Source organism: Baekduia soli (assembly GCF_007970665.1).
Lineage (GTDB): Bacteria > Actinomycetota > Thermoleophilia > Solirubrobacterales > Solirubrobacteraceae > Baekduia > Baekduia soli.
The window spans coordinates 2,776,429-2,794,501 of sequence record NZ_CP042430.1 but is presented as its reverse complement, the minus strand read 5'-3'; the positions used below and the strand labels follow the sequence as shown (position 1 = coordinate 2,794,501).

Genomic DNA, 18,073 nt, shown 5'->3' with positions numbered 1-18,073 from the left:
CCATGTGGGTGCCCCTCACTCCGCCTCGGCGAGCGTGACGCTGTTGTAGACCTGCTCGGCGATGCGGTCCTTGACCACGTCGCTCCCTGTCAGCTCGCGCACGATCCGGCCGTTGCCCACGACGAGCACCCGGTCGCAGATCGCCGCCAGCTGCTCGTAGTCCGAGCTGGCGCAGATGATCGACATGCCTCCCTCGGCCGCGGCCGAGAGCATCTCGAAGATCTGCTGGCGCGCGCCGACGTCGACGCCCTGGGTCGGCTCGTGCAGCAGGATCAGCCCGGGATCGGTCTGCATCCACTTCGCCAGCAGCGCCTTCTGCTGGTTGCCGCCGCTGAGCGACTGGTAGACCAGCCGTGGATCGCTGGGCCGCACGTCGAAGCGCTGGAGCAGCTCGCCGGCGACCTGGTGCATCTTGCGCAGCTGGAGGTTCATGGGCTGGTAGTCGCCCATGACCTGCATCATCACGTTCTCCCAGATGGGCAGGGAGCCGACGGCGCCGTCGCGCTGGCGGTCGGCCGGGATGAGGGCGATGCCCGCGGCCAGCGCCCGCTGGGGGGTCATCGTCGCGAGGTTGTACGTGGCGTCGGGCGTCGTGAGCTCGCCGCCGAAGCACGACCGCGCCCCGAAGAGCAGGTAGGGCAGCTCGTCGAAGCCCGATCCGAGCAGGCCGGTGACGCCCAGGACCTCGCCCTTGCGCACGTCGAAGTCCATGCCCGCGAGGGTGGTGCCGATGAGGCCCTTGACCGAGATGGCCGTCTCGTGCTGCACGACGTCGGGCCGCTCGAGCTCGAGCTGGGCCAGCCGGCGGCCGATGATCATCTCCACCAGCTCGGCCTCGGTGGCATCCTTGGTGACGACGGTGCCGTGCACCTTGCCGTCGCGCAGGACCGTGACGCGGTGGGTGATCTCGCGCACCTCGTCGAGGTCGTGGCCCACGAACAGGACGCTGGCGTGGTGCTCGACGATCGAGCGGGTGATCGCGAAGAGGCGTTCGACGCCCTCGCGCGGGAGGAAGACGGTGGGCTCGTCCAGGACGAGCAGGCCGCGCCGGTCCGCACCGGTGGCCTTGCGGATGTCCTCGACGGCACGGACGATCGCCAGCAGCGCCCGATCGGTCTCGGTGATGTCGTTGACGAGCGCGTCGGGATCCAGCGGCACGTCGAACTCGGCGAAGAGCTCGCGGGCGCGCCGGCGCTCCGTGCGCCAGTCGATGCGCCAGGACCGCGACTGCGCCAGCTCGATCATGCGCAGGTTCTCGAGGACGGTGAGCTCGCGCAGGAGCCCGAGGTCCTGGTGGACGAAGCTCAGCCCGAGCGTGGCGAACTGCCCCGGCGCAAGCGGCAGGGAGACCGGCTGGCCGTTGATCTCAAGGGTGCCCTCGTCGGGGGCGTGGAAGCCCGCGAGGACCTTGATGAGCGTCGACTTGCCCGAGCCGTTCTCGCCGAGCAGGCCGTGGATCTCACCGCGGTTGATGGTGAGGTTGACGTTGTCCAGGGCGCGTGCGCCGCCGAACGACTTGGAGAGTCCGCGCAGCGCCACGACCGGGGCGCCGCCGTTCCGGACGGGCGCCCCCGAAGGGGCGCCCGCCTGCGGATCGGAGGGCCCGGGCCCGTCGTCGTGCGATGAGGAGGCCCGGTCCGTCATCGGCTAGCTCACTCCCCAGAGCTTCTTGTAGCCGGTCTTGAACGCATCGCCGAAGCCACCGGTGAAGTCGTTCGGTGCGGCCTCTGCGATGTTGCTGTCGTCGAAGACGCGCAGCGGCGTGTTCTCCAGGCCGCCCTTGACGATCGGCGCGCCGGCCAGGATCCGGAAGGCCTGGTCCATGTTGCCGTAGGCCAGCCACTCGATGTTCTCGCCCATGTCGGCCTGCATGATGTCACCGCTCTGGATGAGCTTCATGACGTCGGGCGTGCCGTTGTAGGACGCGATCTTCACCGTGGCCGCCTTGCCGGCCTGACGCACGCCCTGGATGGCCGGGATGGACATCGAGTCGTACGTCGGGAAGATCCACTTCGTGTCCGGGTTGGAGGACACGGCGGACTGCGCCTCGGGGGCGATCTTCGTGCCCCAGTCGACGACCGGGACGTTGACGACCTTCGCCTTGGCGTCCGGGCAGAGGTCCTTCAGCGTCGTCTGCATCGAGTTGACGATGCCGTCCGACGGCGGGACTTCCTTGGCCGTGATGATCAGCGGGGCCTTGACGCCGTCGCAGCCGTCCTTCGCCACCGCGTAGTTGACCGACAGCGCGCCGGACTCGTTGAACGGCACCGCGATGTAGGCCGTGATCAGGCTGGCCGTCGACGGATCCGGACCCTCACCGTTCTGGTAGAGGTGGTTGACCATCACCGGGACACCGGCCTGCTTGGCCTTGCGGAGGGCCGGGATGACCAGCTTGGGGTCGTTGCCGGCGTCGAGGATGATCAGGTCGGCCTTCTGGGAGATGGCCTGGTTGATGCCCGCCGCCCACTGGGTCGGGTTGCCCTGGTTGGCGAACTGCACCCACTTGACGCCCTGCTCGGTGGCAACCTTCTGCATCTGCTTGTCGACCGCGGCGACGTACGGCACCGTGCTCGAGACCGGGATGTTGAAGATCGTCTTGCCCTTGACCTTGGTCACGTCGAAGGGCTGGGCGTCGACCTTCCACACCGGGACCTGCTTGGCCTTGTCGATGACGGCCTGCGCCTTGGCCTTGGCGCTGTCGCCGCCGCCGGCCGCGGTCGTGCTGGTGCCGCCGGCCGCTGCGGTGCTCGTACCACCGCTGCTGCCGCCGCTGTTGGACTTGCTGCTGCCGCAGGCCGTGGCCCCCAGCATCAGGGCGCCGGCGGCAAGCGCGGCTCCCAGGGTGTATCTCGTCCGACGAAACTCCGCTTCGCGCACTTCCATCCTCCTCCTCACGGCTGGGGCGTCCGCCCCAGCCTAAGCGGTATACAGTCGTATACGGCGCAAGCTAAGCGCCGGTCATTCCGTAAGTCAAGTAAAAGTTGGACATTGAGCCTTTTGTCGGAACGGCTCGGACCGACTGTCGGGTCACGGGATCAGGAGCACCTTCCCGAACTGACGGCGGTCCTCCATCCGGCGGTGCGCCGCAGCCGCCTCCGACAGGGGCATCGTCTCCGAGATCACCGGGTGCAGCTCACCCCGGCCGACGAGCTCGATGACGTGGCGCAGCTCCGCCTCCGTGGCCCTCGCACAACCGATCACCGACCATTCGTGTCGGAACAGCTCGATGAGGTCGAGGTCGACCACCTCCCCGGCGTGGCCGCCGCAGACGACGACGCGGCCGCCGTCGGCCACGGCCGCCAGGCTGCGCTCGAACACGCTGCCGCCGACGTGCTCGAGCACGACGTCGACCCCGCGCCCGTCCGTGGCCTCGCGCCCGCGCTCGGTGAGGTCCTCGGTGGTGTAGTTGATCCCGACGTCGGCGCCGAGCTCCAGTGCGCGCGCCAGCTTCTCATCGCTGCCGGCCGAGGTGATCACGCGCGCGCCCGCGCGCTTGGCCACCTGGATGCCCGACGATCCCACGCCGCTGCCGGCCGCCGAGATCAGGACGGTCTCCCCGGCCCGCACGCGCGCGCGGGTAATAAGGCAGTGCCACGCGGTCGCGAACGTCGTCTGCGTCGAGGCCGCCTGCTCGTAGGTCATCGCGTCGGGCAGGTGCACGACGCTGTCGGCGGGCACCAGCAGGTATTCGGCGTAGGTCCCGGCCCGCTGGACGCCGAGCATCTGCAGCCGGGCGCAGAACTGCTGGCGGCCGGCCAGGCAGGGCTCGCAGTGCCGGCAGGCGATCTGGTAGAGCGGGGTGACGCGGTCGCCCTCGGCGAAGCCCTCCACCCCGGCCCCGACGGCGGCGATGTCGCCGCCGCCCTCGAAGCCCAGCGTGTGCGGCAGGTTCAGCGGCAGCCGGGAGGTCCCGGCCCGCATGTCGATGTCGACGTGGTTCAGGCCCGCGGCACGGATGCGGATGACCACCTCGCCCGGGCCCGGCTCGGGATCGGGGACGTCCTCGTAGCGCAGGACGTCGGCGTCTCCGTAGTCGTGGAAGCGGACGGCCTTCATCCGGTGGGGAACTCCTCGTGGTGCTCGTTCCACCAGTTCGCGATGTCGATGCGCCGCGCGAACCAGACGTCGCCCTTCTCGTGCGCGTACTCCAGGAAGTCGCGCAGGCCGCTGGTGCGGCCGGCCTGGCCCGCCCAACGGGAGTGCAGCCCGATGGACATCATCCGCGGGTGCGTGGCGCCCTCCTCCCACAGGTAGTCCAGGCCGCGACGGCATTGGTCGTAGAAGGACGACGGGTCCGAGAAGCCCTGGGCCAGCACATAGCGGCCGTCGTTGTAGGTGAAGCTGTAGGGCACGATGAGGTGCCGCGTGTCGCCGACCTGGGTGTAATAGGGCAGATCATCGTTGTAGGCGTCGGAGTCATACACGAAGCCGCCCTCCTCGACGAGCAGTTCCCTCGTGTTGACCGACGGTCCGTAGCGGCAGTACCAGCCCTGGGGCCGCACGCCGCACGTCTGCTCGATCGAGCGGATGGCCTCGAGCATGTGTTCGCGCTCCTCCTCGCGCGAGAGCGTCCAGACCTCCTCCCAGCGCCATCCATGCGAGCAGGGCTCGTGCCCGGCCTCGCGCAGGTAGGCCGCGACCTCGGGGTTGCGCTCGAACGCGACGGCCGCGCCGAAGAACGTGACGGGGATCTTGAACTCGTCGAACAGGCGCTGCAGGCGCCACACGCCGGCGCGCCCGCCGTACTCGTACACCGACTCCGCGGCCAGGTCACGGAACTGCGGCTCCATGACGTAGGGGATCTCGGCCAGGCCCTCGTTGCGGCCGTCGCCGGCGATCTTCGAGTACTCCGAGCCCTCCTCCCAGTTGAGCACGATGCTCACGGCGACGCGCGCGCCGTTGGGCCACGTGACCTTCGGGACGTGGCGGCCGTAGCCGACGACGTCGCGTGCGGGGCCGGGGCCGTCGGCCTCGGTGAATGTGGGCATCCGGTCGTCCTCTCGTTCTCGGGTGGTCAGGACGGGTCGTCGTCGACGGACTCCGCGACGATGCCCTTGGCGATGAGCCCGGCGATCTGCTCGTCGGTCAGTCCGAGCTCGTCGCGCAGGATGGCGACGTTGCTGGAGCCCAGCTCGGGCCCGGGCCAGCGGATGGACCCCGGGGTCTCGACGAGCCGCGGGATCACGTTCTGCATCTGGAGCTTGCCGAGCTTGGGATGGTCGACCTCGGTGATCGTCTCGCGCGCGATGAACTGCGGGTCCTTGACGATCTGGTCGATCGAGAGGACCGGCGCGATCGCGGCGTGGACCTCCTCGAAGGCCCGCACGACCTCGTCGGCGTCGCGCTCGGCGATCCAGGCGGCGATCGGCTCGTCCAGCTCGTCCTGGTGCTCGAGGCGCCCGGTGTGGTTGGCGAACCAGGGCTCGTCGACGAACTCCGGGTGCCCGACGAGCCGCATGACGCGCTCGGCGATGGACTGGGCGCTGGCCGACACGCCGAGCCACACGCCGTCCTTGGACAGGTAGGCGTTGCGCGGCGCGGTGAACGGCGCGCGGTTGCCCGTACGCCCCTGGACGATGCCGAGCTGCTGGTAGACCGAGGCGCCGGGGCCCAGGATCCAGAACAGCGGCTCGTAGATCGACAGGTCGATGACCTGCCCGGTGCCGCTCTTCTGATCGCGGTACCAGAGGGCCATCATCGCCGCGAACGCTCCGGTCAGCGCCGCGACGCCGTCGCCCAGGGCGAACGGGGGCAGCGTCGGCGGTCCGTCGGGGAAGCCGTTGATGTGGGCGTAGCCGCTCATGGACTCCGCCAGCGTCCCGAACCCCGGCCGCGTGGCGTACGGGCCGGTCTGCCCGAAGCCGGTCGTGCGGACCATGATGAGCTTGGGGTTGAGCTCGTGCAGGACGTCCCAGCCCAGGCCCCAGCGCTCGAGCGTCCCCGTGCGGAAGTTCTCGATGTAGATGTCCGCGGTCGACAGCAGCTTCTTCATCACCTCGGCGCCCTCGGGCTCGGAGAGCTTGAGGGTCACGGAGCGCTTGTTGCGCCCGATGAGCGCCCACCAGAGCGACACGCCGTCCTTCTCCCAGCCCAGGGTGCGCAGGTTGTCGCCCGTCGGCTGCTCGACCTTGATGACGTCGGCGCCGTAGTCGCCGAGCATCGTCCCGATCACCGGCCCCGCGAACAGCGACGCCGAGTCGACGACGCGGATGCCCTTCAGCGGCCCGTCGGTCATGACGCCACCTCCGTCCGGGCGCGCCAGGTGTCCAGGCGCGCGATCCTGGCCTTCGCCAGCCTGTAGATGGGGTAGTCGACGAAGCGCCCGGCGATGCGGATCGACGCGACGTCGCGCGCCAGCGCCTCCTCGAACTCCTCGATGACCTGCCGTGCGCGCTGCTCCTCCTCGTCGGTGAGGGCGGAGTACGCGCGCAGGACGACCTCGACCTGCGGCGGGTAGACGGTCACGCGGCCCTGGTAGCCGAGCCCACGGGCGCGGCGGCAGTCGGCCTCGAGGCCCTCGACGTCCTCCAGGGCCAGCCACGGGCCGTCGATCGGCGCCGCCAGGCCGGCGGCGCGGACCGCGTTGACCAGGCGGCAGCGCGCCCAGAGGATCTCCGTCGCGTCGCGCGTGAGGTCGATGCCCAGCTCGGTCGTGTAGTCGCCCGCGCCGAAGACCGCGGTGTGCACGCGCGGCGGCGCCGCGGCGAGGATCTCCTCGCAGTGGGCGAGGGCCTTGGGGGTCTCGAGGAGGCCGAGCACGCGGATCGTGCCCACCTCGATGCCGGCGGCGCGCTCGGCGTCGGCGAGCAGCTCGTCGACCCGCGGGAGCGTCTCGACGTCCTCGACCTTGGGCACCATCATGGCGTCGAGCCCGGGGGTGACGACCGCCTCGATGTCGCCCTCCATCCTCCCGGTCGTGATGCCGTTGACCCGGACCACGACCGCCGCCCCCGCGTCGCCGTAGGTCGGCACCGCGGCCCTCGTGGTCTGGCGCGCCGCGATCTTCTGATCGTCGGCGACCGCGTCCTCCAGGTCGATCACGATCGCATCGGCCCCGAACGACCCGACCTTGGCGAGCTTGCGCTCGTCAATGCCGGGCACGAACAGGACCGAACGCAGCAGCTGCTCGGTCCAATCGATCAACGAATGTCTCCCCCGTTGTATTGAAAATCAAATATAGTATGGAACGCGGCAGGGAGGCAAGCCGGCATCGCCGATGCGGTCCCGCCATCCGATCCGCCACCTGATGGCCGCCGATCATCCCTCACTGACGAAGACCGAGGCCGCGTTCCGCGCCCTGCGCGAGGCCATCGAGCACGGTCGCTACCACCCCGGCGAGCACCTGCGCGTCGCGCGGCTGGTCGAGGAGCTCGAGATGAGCCCCACCCCCATCCGTGAGGCCCTGCGCCTGCTGCAGTCCGAGGGCCTCGTCGTCCACCACGCCCACCGCGGCACCGCCGTGGCCGAGTTCTCCCCCGAGGACGCCGTCGAGGTCTACGGCCTGCGGGTCATCCTCGAGCCGATGGCCGCCGAGCGCGCCGCGGTCGAGGGCAGCCCCGACGACGTCGCCGAGATCCGGCGGGTGCACGACGAGCTCGGCGTCGCCCTCCAGGACCCCCACCGCACCGACGCGGCCGACCTCAACGCCGCCTGGCACCGGGCGATCTCCAACGCCGCGGCGTCGCGGTACCTGCAGGAGTTCATCGCCCGCCTCTGGCAGGCCGTGCCCGTGCGCGCGATCTGGCTGACCGACCGCGCACCGCTCTCGTACTCCCAGCACGACCGCGTGACCCAGGCCATCGAGGCCCGGGACCCGCGGGCCGCGCACGCGTGCATGCGCGAGCACATCGAGCGCGGCGCGCTCTCCACCGTCGAGCACCTGCGTACGCTCGGCCACGCCGACCCCGGAGGACGAGCAGCATGAACCAGGACCTTCGAGGCGCCATCGACGACCCGGGGCTGCGCGCGCAGCTGCCGGCCGCCGAGCTCGTGGAGCTGCTCCTGGCCCGCATCGCCGAGACGCACCAGGCGATCAACGCCTACATCACGGTCGACGCCGACGGCGCCCGCGCCGCGGCGCAGGCCACCGACGCCCGGCGCGCGCGCGGCGAGACGCTCGGCCCGCTGGACGGGATGCCGCTGGGGATCAAGGACAACATCGACGTCGCCGGTCTGCTGTCGACCCGGGGCTCGGCGTTCTTCGCCGACCGCATCGCCACCGAGGACGCCGAGGTCATCCGCCGCCTGCGGGCGGCCGGCGCGATCATCGTCGGCAAGGTCCAGCTCCACGAGTTCGCGTTCGGCGCGACGACCGACAACCTGCACTTCGGCGCGTGCCGCAACCCGTGGGACCGCGAGCGCGTCCCCGGCGGGTCCAGCGGCGGGTCGGGCGCGGCGCTGGGCGCCGACCTGTGCATCGGCGCGCTGGGCACCGACACCGGCGGGTCGGTGCGCATCCCGGCGGCCCTGAACAACGTCAGCGCGCTGCGCCCCACGTTCGGGCTGGTCAGCACGCGCGGGACGTTCCCGGTCAGCGCCCTGTTCGACACGATCGGCCCGATGGCCCGCGCGATGCGGGACGTCGCCCACCTCTTCGCGGTCATCGCCGGCTACGACCGCGACGACCCCAACGGGGTCGACCACCCCTACGCCGATCCGCTCGCGACGCTGGGCGACGGCGTCGCCGGGCTGCGCATCGGCGTGCCGCGGCGCTTCTTCTTCGAGGACCTCGACCCCAGCGTCGCGCGCTCCACCGAGGAGGCCGCCGAGCAGCTCGCGGCCCTGGGCGCCGAGGTCTTCGACGTCGAGCTCGAGGGCGCCGAGGAGGCCTTCGCGATCACCAACGTGCTCGTCAAGGCCGAGGCCACCGGCGTGCACCGCGAGCGCATCGACACCGACCCCGGGCGCTTCGACCCCGACGTCCTGCGCCGGCTGCGGCTCGGCGACGAGATCGGCGCCCCCGCCGTCGGACGCGCCCTGGAGCAGATGCGCGCCTGGCGCGTGCGCATGCTGCAGGCCTTCGACGGCGTCGACCTCCTCCTCACGCCGACGACCAACGCGCCGGCGCCGCGCCTGGGCGCCGACGACATGATCGAGATGACCGCCCGCCTGACCCGGTTCACGTACTCGTGGAGCCTGGCCGGGATGCCGGCGGTCTCGGTGCCCGCCCGGCCGCACGAGAACGGGATGCCGCTCGGCGTCCAGCTCGGGGCGGCCCCGTGGAACGACGCGACGGCGCTGCGCGCCGGCCACGCGTTCCAGCAGGCGACGGACTGGCACCTGCGCCGCCCGCCGGGCCTGGCGTAGTCGGGCGGGCCGGCCGAGGCAACGGCCGGCGCCGGCGCCGGCGGGCGTCCGACGTCGCCGGATGGCGCAAAGGGGTGGCCATGCCCCACCTCCGCGCCACCGGCGCCGGCCACGAGCGCGGACGCGCGCGTTCCCGATTTCGATGGCACCTGGCTGGGGCATGACCACACCCAGCTGCCCACGACCGCCCCCGGCGCCGGCGGACGTCCCCGGGCGCCCGGGCCCCCGCGCACGCGCGCGGGAGCGCGCCCGCCTAGACCCCCATCAGCGAGTTGAACTTCTCGTCCTGCAGGACCTCGGGCGACATGTACGCCTGCTTGGAGTGCGACAGGCCCAGCGTCACGAAGAGCTCGGCGAGCTTGATGGTCAGCGGCCCCGGATTGATGACCGGCACGTCGAGCGTCCGGCGCAGGTGCTCGACGGACTGGTGCATCGTCGTCGAGCCCAGGAGGATCACGTCGGCGTGGTCCTCGGCGATCGCGGCGCGGCCCTCGCGCTCGAGCGCCTCGAACACGATGTCCTCGCGGCCGGCCAGGAGCTGCTCCTGGTCGGGGCGCTTGTCGATGGAGCGGATCGACGCGCAGTAGTGCGCCGTGCCGTACTCGGCCATCGTCTTCTCGTACAGCGAGCGCCAGCGCTCCCACATCGTCAGGATCGTGAAGCGCTTGCCCAGCATCGCCGCGACGTGCTGCTGGACGAGGCCCGGTCCGAGGACCGGGATCGTCAGCCGCGAGCGCAGGGCGGCCAGCCCGGAGTCCGAGACCGTGTCCATGATGACCGCGTCGTAGCCCTCGTCCTCACTGGCCAGCCCGGCCTCGGCGATGTAGGCGTCGAGGATGAGCAGCTCGTAGGGACTGTCGGCGTTGTGGCACGAGTTCTTGACGGGCACGAACTCGTAGTCGACGCCCGGGGTGCGCAGCTCGTCGGGCAGCTGCGACGCGCGGTTGGCCAGCCCGACCTCGTCGAACGGGAACGGCACGATGTACTTGATCCGCATGCGTCTCTCCTTGATGGTCTGGGTCAGTACTGCGCGGCCTCGCGCAGCACGTCCTGCCGGGTGCCGACGCGCAGGAACCGCCCGCGTGAGCGGATCCCGAGCAGCTCCTCCACGGCGCAGCCGGCCCTGCGCAGCGCGTCGAGGTCGACGCCCGTGTCGATGCCCATGCCCTCGAGCATCGCGACGAGGTCCTCGGACGCGACGTTGCCGATGTCCATGAGCGACGGCGGCATCGCGACCCCGCCGCCCAGGCCGCAGATCGAGCCCTCCAGCCACTCGACGCCCGCGTCCATCCCGGCCAGCGCGCAGGCCAGCGCGGTGCCGTCGATGTCGTGCAGGTGCAGGCCGAGCGCGATGCCCGGGTGGCGCGCGCGGACCGCGGTGCACAGGCGGTGCACGTGGCCGGGGTCGGCCATGCCCGCGCTCGTCGACAGGTACATGCGCCTCACGCCCGCCGCCATGAGCGCGTCGACCAGCGCCAGCGGCCGGTGCATCGGCATCGTGCCCTCGTAGGGGCAGAAGAACGCCAGGCCGAGGCCGACGGTCAGGCCAACGCCCGCCCCGTCGAGGATCGGATGGCCCGCCAGCGCCTCCGCCAGCGCCTGCTCCACGGTCATACCCTGGTTGCGCAGGCTGTACTGCTCGCTGCAGCAGACGACGGCCATCGCCTCGTCGACGCCCGCGGTCACCGCCCGCTCGGCGCCGCGCCGGTTGGCGATCAGCACGCGGTAGGCCACCCCCTCGCGCCGCGGCAGCCGGGCCAGCAGCTCGTCGGCGTCGGCCAGCTCGGGCACCGCGTCGGGGCGCACGAGCGACGTCACCTCGATCGTCCGGAACCCGGCGTCGGCCAGCAGGCCGATCAGCGTCAGCTTGTCATCGGTGGAGATCGTCCGGCCCAGGGCCTGCAACCCGTCGCGCGGCGAGACCTCGACGACCTCCACCGACTCCGGGTAGCTCAGGCTCATGTCCCGGCGGCACGCTCGGCGCGCAGGCGCGCGGTCGCCTCGGCGTCGACGCTGTCGCTCGCGGCGTCGATGACCACGCCGTAGTCGCGAGCGGCGGACTCGAGGCTGACGAACTCCTCCAGGTAGTCGTTGAGCACGGCCTCGGGCTCGCGCTCCAGCGGGTCGCCGTAGCCGCCGCCGCAGGCCTGCTCCCAGACCAGCGTCGAGCCGGCGCTCATCGAGAAGTTGGTCTGCTTGGACTCCAGCGGCTCCTCGGTCCCGTCGGGGTCGACGCGGTACAGGCGCAGCGTCGTCCCCGGCGAGCCGCCGAACAGGCCCGACGGCGCCTCGTAGGCCCGGTCGGTCTCCGACGTGAACGCGCCGTCGCCCATGAAGCGGTTGGCGCGGATGATGCCGATGCCGCCGCGCCAGCGGCCCGGGGCGGGCTCGACGTCGCGCAGCTCGTAGCGCTCGGTGCGCATCGGGAACAGCCAGTCGGTCTCCTCGATCGGCGTGTTGCGTGAGTTGACGGTGAGGACGTCGATGGCGTCCATCCCGTCCTTGCCGCAGCGCCCGCCGTAGGAGCCCTCGTTGATCTCCACATGCACCCAGTACTCGGACTTCTCCGGGATGTAGCCCGTGTAGACGCCGACGCCGATGGCGCTGGAGCCGGCCGCGACGCGGTCGGGCACGACCTCGGCGAGCGCCTGGATCGCGGCGTCCGAGGCCCGCAGGATCGGGCACACGCGCGACAGCGCCGAGCGCGGGAACGACGGGTTGAAGATGCTGCCCTCGCGCGCGATGACCTTGATCGGGCGGAAGATGCCGTCGTTCTGGGGGATGAAGTCGTCGAAGGTCGCCTCGTCGAGGAAGACCGAGCGGATGACGGTGTAGATGCCCGGCAGCACGCTGCCGCCGAACGGCACGTTGAACCCGGTGACGACGTTGTCGCACGACTTCGAGAGGTCGACGGTGATGTCGGAGCCCTCGATCGTGATCTTCGTGTGGACGTAGAGCGGCTCGCCGCGGTTGCGCCCGTCATCGTCGAGCCAGCCGTCGGCCTCCCAGGTCCCGTCGGGCACCTGCTCGATCTGAGCGCGCATCATGCGCTCGCAGTAGTCGAGGAACTCCTCGATGGCCCCCGTCACGGTCTCCTTGCCGTAGCGCTCGAGCAGGCCGAGGAAGCGCTTCTCCCCCAGCCGGCCCGCGGCGATCATGGCCTCCGTGTCGCCGATGACGTAGCTCGGCGTACGGGTGTTGTCGATGAAGAACTGCCACAGCTGCTCGTTGCGCACGCCGTTCTCGTACAGCTTGAGCGAGTCGTAGATCTTGGACTCGGCCCAGACGTCGTGCACGTCGATCGCGATGCCCGGGAACACGCCGCCGGTGTCGGACAGGTGGATCGTGGAGGCCGACCACGCGGTCAGCTCGCCCTCCCAGAAGATCGGGATCGCCACGCACAGGTCGGGCGAGTGCGAGGCCCCGTGGTAGGGGTTGTTGTGGATGATGATGTCGCCCGGGTTGACGTTGCCCTCCAGGCGCCGCATGAACCCGCGGATGTAGGCCGGGATCGAACCGATGTGCATCGGCGTCGTGTCCGACTCGCAGATCTCGCGCCCGTCGACGGTGAACAGGCCGCCGCCGAGGTCCTCGACCTGCTGAGCCGCCGGGCTGTAGGCCATGCGCTTGAGCGCGTGGCCCATCTCGAGGCCGATGGCCTGGAACGCGCCGCCGAGGACGCCGAGGGTGATGGGGTCGATACGCCCCTGGGTGTCGCTCATGCTCCGGCCTCCGTGGTGACGTCGATGACGATCGCGCCGTCGGGCAGGACCCGGGCGGTGGTTCCCGGCGGGATGACGGTCGTCGAGTCGAGCTGCTCGACGATCGCCGGGCCGGTCAGGACGTTGCCGGCGCGCAGCCGGTCGCGGGCGTAGAACGGGGTGGCCAGCTCGCCCGGCGTACGGTCGTCGCCCTGGGCGAACACGACCGGCCGCGTCTCCACGACCGCGTCGGCCGGCGGCTCGGCGTCGCCGGCCTCGATCGGCCGCAGCGTGACCGACGGCATGAGCCCGATCGCGTAGGACCGCAGGTGGACGATCTGCACCGCCTTCTCGGGGAAGCGGTAGAAGTACTCGCGCTCGTGGGTCTGCTCGAAGGCCTCGGCCAGCGCGAGGACGCCGGCCTCGTCGAGCGGGCCGGGCGGCACGGGCACGAGCAGCTCGTAGGCCTGCCCCACGTAGCGGCAGTCGGCCCAGCGCTGGAAGAGGCGGTCGGCGTCGGCGACCTCGTCGGCGTCCAGGGCCGCGCGCCCGCCGGCCTCCAGCTCGGCGAACACGGCCTCCAGCGCGACCGCGTCGGCCTCGGGCGCCTCGACCATCACGGTGCGCTGGGACTCATACTTGAGGTCGGAGTCCAGCAGGCCCATCGCCGAGGTGATGCCCGGGTGCGGCGGCACGATCACGCGCGGGATCGACAGCTCGCGTGCGATGTCGGCGCCGTAGAGCGGGCCCCCGCCGCCGAAGGCCACCAGGCTGAAGTCGCGCGGGTCGAAGCCCTTCTGCACGCTGTTGACGCTGATCGCGTTGACCATGTTCTGCGTGAGGATCTGGGTGATGCCCACCGCGGTCTCGGTCAGGTCGAGGCCGAGCTTGTCGCCCAGGCGGCCGATCGCCGCCCGTGCCGCCTCGACGTCGAGCTCCAGCCCGCCGGCCAGCCGGGCGTCGGGGCGCATGCGCCCGAGCACGGCCTGAGCGTCGGTGGCCGCGGGCTCGGTGCCGCCGCGGCCGTAGCAGGCCGGGCCGGGCACGGCCCCCGCGCTGCTGGGGCCGACGCGCAGCAGGCCGCCGGCGTCGACGCGCGCGAGCGAGCCGCCGCCGGCGCCGATCGTGTCGAGGTCGACCATGGGCACCATGACCTCGTAGCCCCCGAGGTTGGTGTCGTAGAGGTGCTTCATCCGGACGATCGCGTCCGGGGCGACGCCGATGTCGGCCGACGTGCCGCCGACGTCGAGCGTGATGACGCTCTCGTAGCCGGCCGAGCGGCCCGCGGCGATCCCGCCGACGATGCCCGCCACGGGGCCGGACATGAGCAGCTGCGCCGGGCGCGACACGGCGCCGTCGACGGTCAGCGTGCCGCCGTTGGAGGCCATGAGGTGGAAGTCGGTGTCGGGGGCCAGATCGCGCAGCGCGCCGTGCATCCGGCGCAGGTACTCGCTCGTCTTGGGGCCGATGTAGGCGTTGAGCGCGGTCGTCGAGAAGCGTTCGTACTCGCGGTGCTGGGGCACGACCTCGTGGCTGATGGAGAGGTGCACGCCCGGCAGCTCCTCCTCGAGGATCGCCTTGATGCGGCGCTCGTGCTCGGGGTTGAGGAACGAGAAGAGCAGGCAGACGGCGACGGCCTCGACCCCGGCGTCGCGCAGCCGAGCGGCGCAGGCGCGGACCTCGTCGTCGTCGAGCGGCACGACGACGTCGCCCGGCGGCACGATGCGCTCGTCGACGACGAGGCGGTGCCGGCGCGGCACGAGCGTGGGCTCGCGCCACGGCAGGTCCTGATAGATCGAGAACGTCTTCGGGCGCCGGTGGCGCCCGATGTAGATGATGTCGCGGAACCCCTTGGTGGTGATCATCCCCGTGCGCGAGCCCTTGCGCTCGAGGACGATGTTGGTCGCGACGGTCGTGCCGTGCAGCAGCTGGTCGACGCCCGCCGGGGTCGCGCCGCCCAGCTCGCAGAGCTCGCGCAGCCCCTGCATCGTCGCCACGGACGGGTCGGCCGGGGTGCTCGGCACCTTGTGCACCGTCACCGAGCCCGTGTCGTCGTCGACCAGCATCAGATCGGTGAAGGTGCCACCGACGTCGATCCCAACTCTCAGCACGTGCTCGTCCGTCCCCGTTTGTATACCGATGCATCCCGTAGAATACATATGGTCCTGACGGGGTCGGCCCGGCCGCGGCATCTCCGCCCGTAGCCTTGCCCCATGACCGCGACCGAGGCGCGTATCGTCGAGGCCTTCGAAGGGCTGAGCCCCGCCCACCAGCGGATCGCGCGCGTCGTGCTCGACGACCGCGTCGCCGCGGCGCTGTGCTCCGCCGACGCGCTCGGCCGCCGCGCCGACACCAACGCGGCCACGATCGTCCGCTTCGCCCAGGCGCTCGGCTACCGCGGATGGGCCGAGCTCCGCGAGACGCTGCGCGGCGAGGTGCCCAACCTCGTCACCGCGCTCGAGCGGCTCGATGCGCCCGCCGCGCGGATCGGCGCCGGCCCCGGCGTCGACGCCGCGGTCGTTGCCCAGGACGTGCACAACGTCCAGGAGACCGCGCGCCTGAACCCGCCGGAGGCGCTGCAGGCCGCCACCGATGCGCTGACGTCCGCCCGCCGGGTCCTCGTCGTCGGGCTGGGCATCGAGGCCCCGCTGGCCGAGATCCTGGCCGTCGCGCTGGGGCGCGCCGGGCTCGACAGCCGCAGGCTCGGCGACCCCGGCCTGTCGGCGACCACGCTGGAGCTGGCCGCCACGGCGCCGGGCGACGCGGTCGTGGGCATCGCGGTCTGGCGCTACATCGCCGACACCTCGCGCCTGTTCGACGCCGCGGTGGCCGCCGGCGCGACCGGCATCGCGGTCACCGACAACCGCGTGGCACCCGTGACGCGCCAGGCGCACACGGTCCTGCTGGCCAGCGACGGGGCCCCGCTGCTGAGCCAGTCCATGACCGGGATGCTCTCGCTGCTCAACGTGCTGGCCTCGCGGGTCGTCGCCGCCGGGGCCGAGGACGCCCGCCGGCGCCTCGAGCGCCTCGACGGCCTGTTCGGCGAGCTCGGCGTCATCGACGGCTGAGCTTGTGCGGGTCCGCACGTTGCGTTAGCGTCGCCGTCGCAATATTCGTTGCCACCAGCCAAGGACGACCATGGACCAGCCCACCTTGGACCGGATCATCGAACGACTGCTCGCCGAGACCGGCGCCGGACGGACGACGCTGCGCGTCGAGGACCCAGCCGACGGCGGGTTCCCGATCGTCGCCGAGGCCGCGGCCGAGGGTGTCCGCACCCTGCGCGGCGGCTCGGTCGGCGACCTGCGCGCCGCGGCCACCTTCCAGGCGCTGGAGCGCGACCGCCGGCCGCTGGTGCAGGACGACCTCACCGACGCCGACCCCGCCCCGCCCCCGGACCTCGTCGCCCTCTACGGCGCGCGGGCCCAGATGCTCGCACCGCTCAGCGCGCCCGACGGGCACCTGGTCGGCATCGTCTCCGTCCACGAGGTGCGCGGGCCGCGGCCGTGGAGCGAGAGCGACGTCGCCGCGCTGCAGCGCGCGGCCGACGAGCTCGCCGCGCTGGTGGCCGCCGCCGTGACCGGAGCCGACCGTGGCTGAGCACGCCGACGTCGTGGTGATCGGCGCCGGGTCGGCCGGCGGCGCCGTCGCCGCGCGGCTCTCGGAGGACCCGTCGCGCACCGTCCTGCTCCTGGAGGCCGGCGAGGACTTCCCCGACGAGGAGACCGCCCCGCCGAGCTTCGTGACCGGCGGCAACGTCATCGGCGGCTGGTTCGCGGGCGTGGGCGCCGCGATCCCCGCCCACGACTGGCAGTACCACGGCGAGCCGCTGGCCGGCGGCCGGCGGATCCGGCTCGATCGCGGGCGCCTCGTCGGCGGCAGCTCGATGATCAACGGCTGCATCGCCGTTCGCGGCAAGCCGTCCGACTTCGCCGACTGGGAGGCGGCGGGCGCGACGGGCTGGGGCTGGGACGTCGTGCAGCCGATCTTCGCGCGCGTCGAGGACGAGCTGTCGGTCAAGCGCTACGAGCGCCCGCGCTGGCAGCCGTTCCAGGCGGCGTTCGTCGACGCCTTCGTGGAGCTGGGCTTCCGCGAGGTGGCCGACATGAACGCGCCCGACGCGTGGGACGACGCGACGGGCGCCTGGCCCCAGAACCGGCGCAACGAGATCCGCCAGGGCAGCCTCGTGACCTACGTCCGCCAGGCCCGGCGGCGCGCGAACGTGCAGGTGCGCGGCCACGCGCACGTCGACCGCGTGCTCGTGCGCGGCGGCCGCGCGACCGGCGTGCGCTACCTCGACCCGCACGGCCGCGCGCACGAGGTGGAGGCGGGCCGCGTCGTGGTCTGCGCCGGGGCCTACGGCACCCCGGCCATCCTGCTGCGCTCGGGCGTCGGCCCCGCCGAGCACCTGGGCGACCTGGGGATCGATGTCGTCGCCGACCTGCCCGTGGGCGACGGGCTGCGCGACCATCCCCAGACGATGTTCGAGCTCGCGACGCCCCCGGCGGTGGCCGAGATGGCCGGCCCCGGCCTGGCCGTCGTGGCCCGCGGCGTCGGGTGGTGGGCCTTCCCCGTCGCGCTCGACGAGCGCGACGGCGTGTGCGCGGTGGCGATGGCGCTGACCAGCCAGGAGCCGCAGGGCACCGTGCGGCTGGCGTCCACCGACCCCCTCGAGGCGCCGGTCATCGTCCACAACAGCCAGCAGGTCATCGACCGCGGGGCGTTCGACGAGGCCTACGAGACGTTCCGCGCGCTGGTGGGCACCCGCACGTTCTCTGGCCTGGGGATCGGCGGCCGCGACGCCGGGCGCGACCCGGCCGAGGTCCTGCGCGAGCGCCTGGCGACCGCCCGCCACCCGGCCTGCTCGTGCGCGATCGGCCGCGTGGTCGACGAGCGCCTCGGCGTCCTCGGGGTCGAGGGCCTGCACGTCGCCGACGCCTCCGTCTTCCCGACCAACATCACCAACAACACGAACCTGACCTGCTTCGTGGTGGGCGAGCGCGCCGCGCAGCTCGTCGACGCCGACGACCGGAGGAGCGCCTGATGGACCTCGCCACCGCCGTGCC

General features: G+C 72.0%; 15 protein-coding genes. 5 read left to right on the top strand and 10 right to left on the bottom strand.

Translation table 11 applies throughout. The annotated features are described in order from the left end of the window. Positions 1-15: 15 nt before the first annotated feature. From FSW04_RS13265 to FSW04_RS13240, 6 genes are all read right to left on the bottom strand, one after another. Positions 16-1,644: a sugar ABC transporter ATP-binding protein gene (locus FSW04_RS13265; RefSeq protein WP_146919981.1), complete on the bottom strand. Its 1,629-nt coding sequence runs from the start codon at positions 1,642-1,644 to the stop codon at positions 16-18. Positions 1,645-1,647: 3 nt separating this feature from the next. Then, positions 1,648-2,811 (bottom strand): sugar ABC transporter substrate-binding protein, encoded by a 1,164-nt coding sequence (locus tag FSW04_RS13260; RefSeq protein ID WP_146919979.1) that lies wholly within the window; start codon positions 2,809-2,811, stop codon positions 1,648-1,650. 216 nt (positions 2,812-3,027) lie between these two features. Beyond that, a complete protein-coding gene (locus tag FSW04_RS13255; protein ID WP_146919977.1) occupies positions 3,028-4,056 on the bottom strand; it encodes a zinc-binding dehydrogenase in 1,029 nt (342 codons plus the stop codon). Continuing rightward, a complete protein-coding gene (locus FSW04_RS13250) occupies positions 4,053-4,988 on the bottom strand; it encodes a polysaccharide deacetylase family protein (RefSeq protein WP_146919975.1) in 936 nt (311 codons plus the stop codon). Before FSW04_RS13250 ends, FSW04_RS13255 begins: the two co-directional genes overlap by 4 nt. Positions 4,989-5,014: 26 nt before the next feature. Beyond that, positions 5,015-6,235 (bottom strand): CaiB/BaiF CoA transferase family protein, encoded by a 1,221-nt coding sequence (locus FSW04_RS13245; RefSeq protein ID WP_146919973.1) that lies wholly within the window; start codon positions 6,233-6,235, stop codon positions 5,015-5,017. Continuing rightward, positions 6,232-7,143, bottom strand: coding sequence for an HpcH/HpaI aldolase/citrate lyase family protein (locus FSW04_RS13240; protein WP_187368751.1), 912 nt, complete (start codon positions 7,141-7,143; stop codon positions 6,232-6,234). The genes FSW04_RS13245 and FSW04_RS13240 overlap by 4 nt, the downstream gene beginning before the upstream one ends. Positions 7,144-7,246: 103 nt before the next feature. On the opposite strand from FSW04_RS13240, the gene FSW04_RS13235 reads away from it, so the two are divergent. Both FSW04_RS13235 and FSW04_RS13230 read left to right on the top strand, forming a co-directional pair. Continuing rightward, on the top strand, positions 7,247-7,924 hold the full coding sequence (locus tag FSW04_RS13235) for a GntR family transcriptional regulator (RefSeq protein ID WP_187368750.1): 678 nt from the start codon (positions 7,247-7,249) through the stop codon (positions 7,922-7,924). Further along, a complete protein-coding gene (locus tag FSW04_RS13230; protein WP_146919967.1) occupies positions 7,921-9,306 on the top strand; it encodes an amidase in 1,386 nt (461 codons plus the stop codon). Before FSW04_RS13235 ends, FSW04_RS13230 begins: the two co-directional genes overlap by 4 nt. A 253-nt stretch (positions 9,307-9,559) precedes the next feature. Here the strand turns inward: FSW04_RS13230 and FSW04_RS13225 are convergent, their stop codons facing one another. From FSW04_RS13225 to FSW04_RS13210, 4 genes are read right to left on the bottom strand one after another with little or no spacing between them, the layout of a single operon-like run. After that, positions 9,560-10,303 (bottom strand): aspartate/glutamate racemase family protein, encoded by a 744-nt coding sequence (locus FSW04_RS13225; RefSeq protein ID WP_146919965.1) that lies wholly within the window; start codon positions 10,301-10,303, stop codon positions 9,560-9,562. A gap of 23 nt (positions 10,304-10,326) precedes the next feature. Beyond that, positions 10,327-11,268, bottom strand: coding sequence for a hydroxymethylglutaryl-CoA lyase (locus FSW04_RS13220; protein ID WP_146919963.1), 942 nt, complete (start codon positions 11,266-11,268; stop codon positions 10,327-10,329). Then, positions 11,265-13,028 carry a hydantoinase B/oxoprolinase family protein gene (locus tag FSW04_RS13215; RefSeq protein ID WP_146919961.1) on the bottom strand — a complete coding sequence of 588 codons (1,764 nt, stop codon included), beginning with the start codon at positions 13,026-13,028 and terminating at the stop codon, positions 11,265-11,267. Before FSW04_RS13215 ends, FSW04_RS13220 begins: the two co-directional genes overlap by 4 nt. Continuing rightward, the gene (locus tag FSW04_RS13210) at positions 13,025-15,166 is read right to left on the bottom strand and encodes a hydantoinase/oxoprolinase family protein (protein ID WP_187368749.1); all 2,142 of its coding nucleotides are present in this window, start codon (positions 15,164-15,166) and stop codon (positions 13,025-13,027) included. The genes FSW04_RS13215 and FSW04_RS13210 overlap by 4 nt, the downstream gene beginning before the upstream one ends. Before the next feature lie 54 nt (positions 15,167-15,220). Here FSW04_RS13210 and FSW04_RS13205 point away from each other — a divergent pair, with 54 nt between their 5' ends. From FSW04_RS13205 to FSW04_RS13195, 3 genes are all read left to right on the top strand, one after another. Next, on the top strand, positions 15,221-16,075 hold the full coding sequence (locus FSW04_RS13205) for a MurR/RpiR family transcriptional regulator (protein WP_146919957.1): 855 nt from the start codon (positions 15,221-15,223) through the stop codon (positions 16,073-16,075). 70 nt (positions 16,076-16,145) lie between these two features. Then, on the top strand, positions 16,146-16,607 hold the full coding sequence (locus FSW04_RS13200) for a GAF domain-containing protein (protein ID WP_146919955.1): 462 nt from the start codon (positions 16,146-16,148) through the stop codon (positions 16,605-16,607). Continuing rightward, complete coding sequence (locus FSW04_RS13195) at positions 16,600-18,051, top strand: GMC family oxidoreductase (RefSeq protein ID WP_146919953.1); 1,452 nt, start codon at positions 16,600-16,602, stop codon at positions 18,049-18,051. Before FSW04_RS13200 ends, FSW04_RS13195 begins: the two co-directional genes overlap by 8 nt. The last annotated feature ends 22 nt before the right edge of the window (positions 18,052-18,073 follow it).

Excerpts from the sequence above, each read along its gene's own strand:
- FSW04_RS13265 (WP_146919981.1), bottom strand. The coding sequence starts at position 1,644 with ATGACGGACCGGGCCTCCTCATCGCACGACGACGGGCCCGGGCCCTCC.
- FSW04_RS13260 (WP_146919979.1), bottom strand. The coding sequence starts at position 2,811 with ATGCTGGGGGCCACGGCCTGCGGCAGCAGCAAGTCCAACAGCGGCGGC.
- FSW04_RS13255 (WP_146919977.1), bottom strand. The coding sequence starts at position 4,056 with ATGAAGGCCGTCCGCTTCCACGACTACGGAGACGCCGACGTCCTGCGC.
- FSW04_RS13250 (WP_146919975.1), bottom strand. The coding sequence starts at position 4,988 with ATGCCCACATTCACCGAGGCCGACGGCCCCGGCCCCGCACGCGACGTC.
- FSW04_RS13245 (WP_146919973.1), bottom strand. The coding sequence starts at position 6,235 with ATGACCGACGGGCCGCTGAAGGGCATCCGCGTCGTCGACTCGGCGTCG.
- FSW04_RS13235 (WP_187368750.1), top strand. The coding sequence starts at position 7,247 with ATGGCCGCCGATCATCCCTCACTGACGAAGACCGAGGCCGCGTTCCGC.
- FSW04_RS13230 (WP_146919967.1), top strand. The coding sequence starts at position 7,921 with ATGAACCAGGACCTTCGAGGCGCCATCGACGACCCGGGGCTGCGCGCG.
- FSW04_RS13225 (WP_146919965.1), bottom strand. The coding sequence starts at position 10,303 with ATGCGGATCAAGTACATCGTGCCGTTCCCGTTCGACGAGGTCGGGCTG.
- FSW04_RS13220 (WP_146919963.1), bottom strand. The coding sequence starts at position 11,268 with ATGAGCCTGAGCTACCCGGAGTCGGTGGAGGTCGTCGAGGTCTCGCCG.
- FSW04_RS13215 (WP_146919961.1), bottom strand. The coding sequence starts at position 13,028 with ATGAGCGACACCCAGGGGCGTATCGACCCCATCACCCTCGGCGTCCTC.
- FSW04_RS13210 (WP_187368749.1), bottom strand. The coding sequence starts at position 15,166 with ATGTATTCTACGGGATGCATCGGTATACAAACGGGGACGGACGAGCAC.
- FSW04_RS13205 (WP_146919957.1), top strand. The coding sequence starts at position 15,221 with ATGACCGCGACCGAGGCGCGTATCGTCGAGGCCTTCGAAGGGCTGAGC.
- FSW04_RS13200 (WP_146919955.1), top strand. The coding sequence starts at position 16,146 with ATGGACCAGCCCACCTTGGACCGGATCATCGAACGACTGCTCGCCGAG.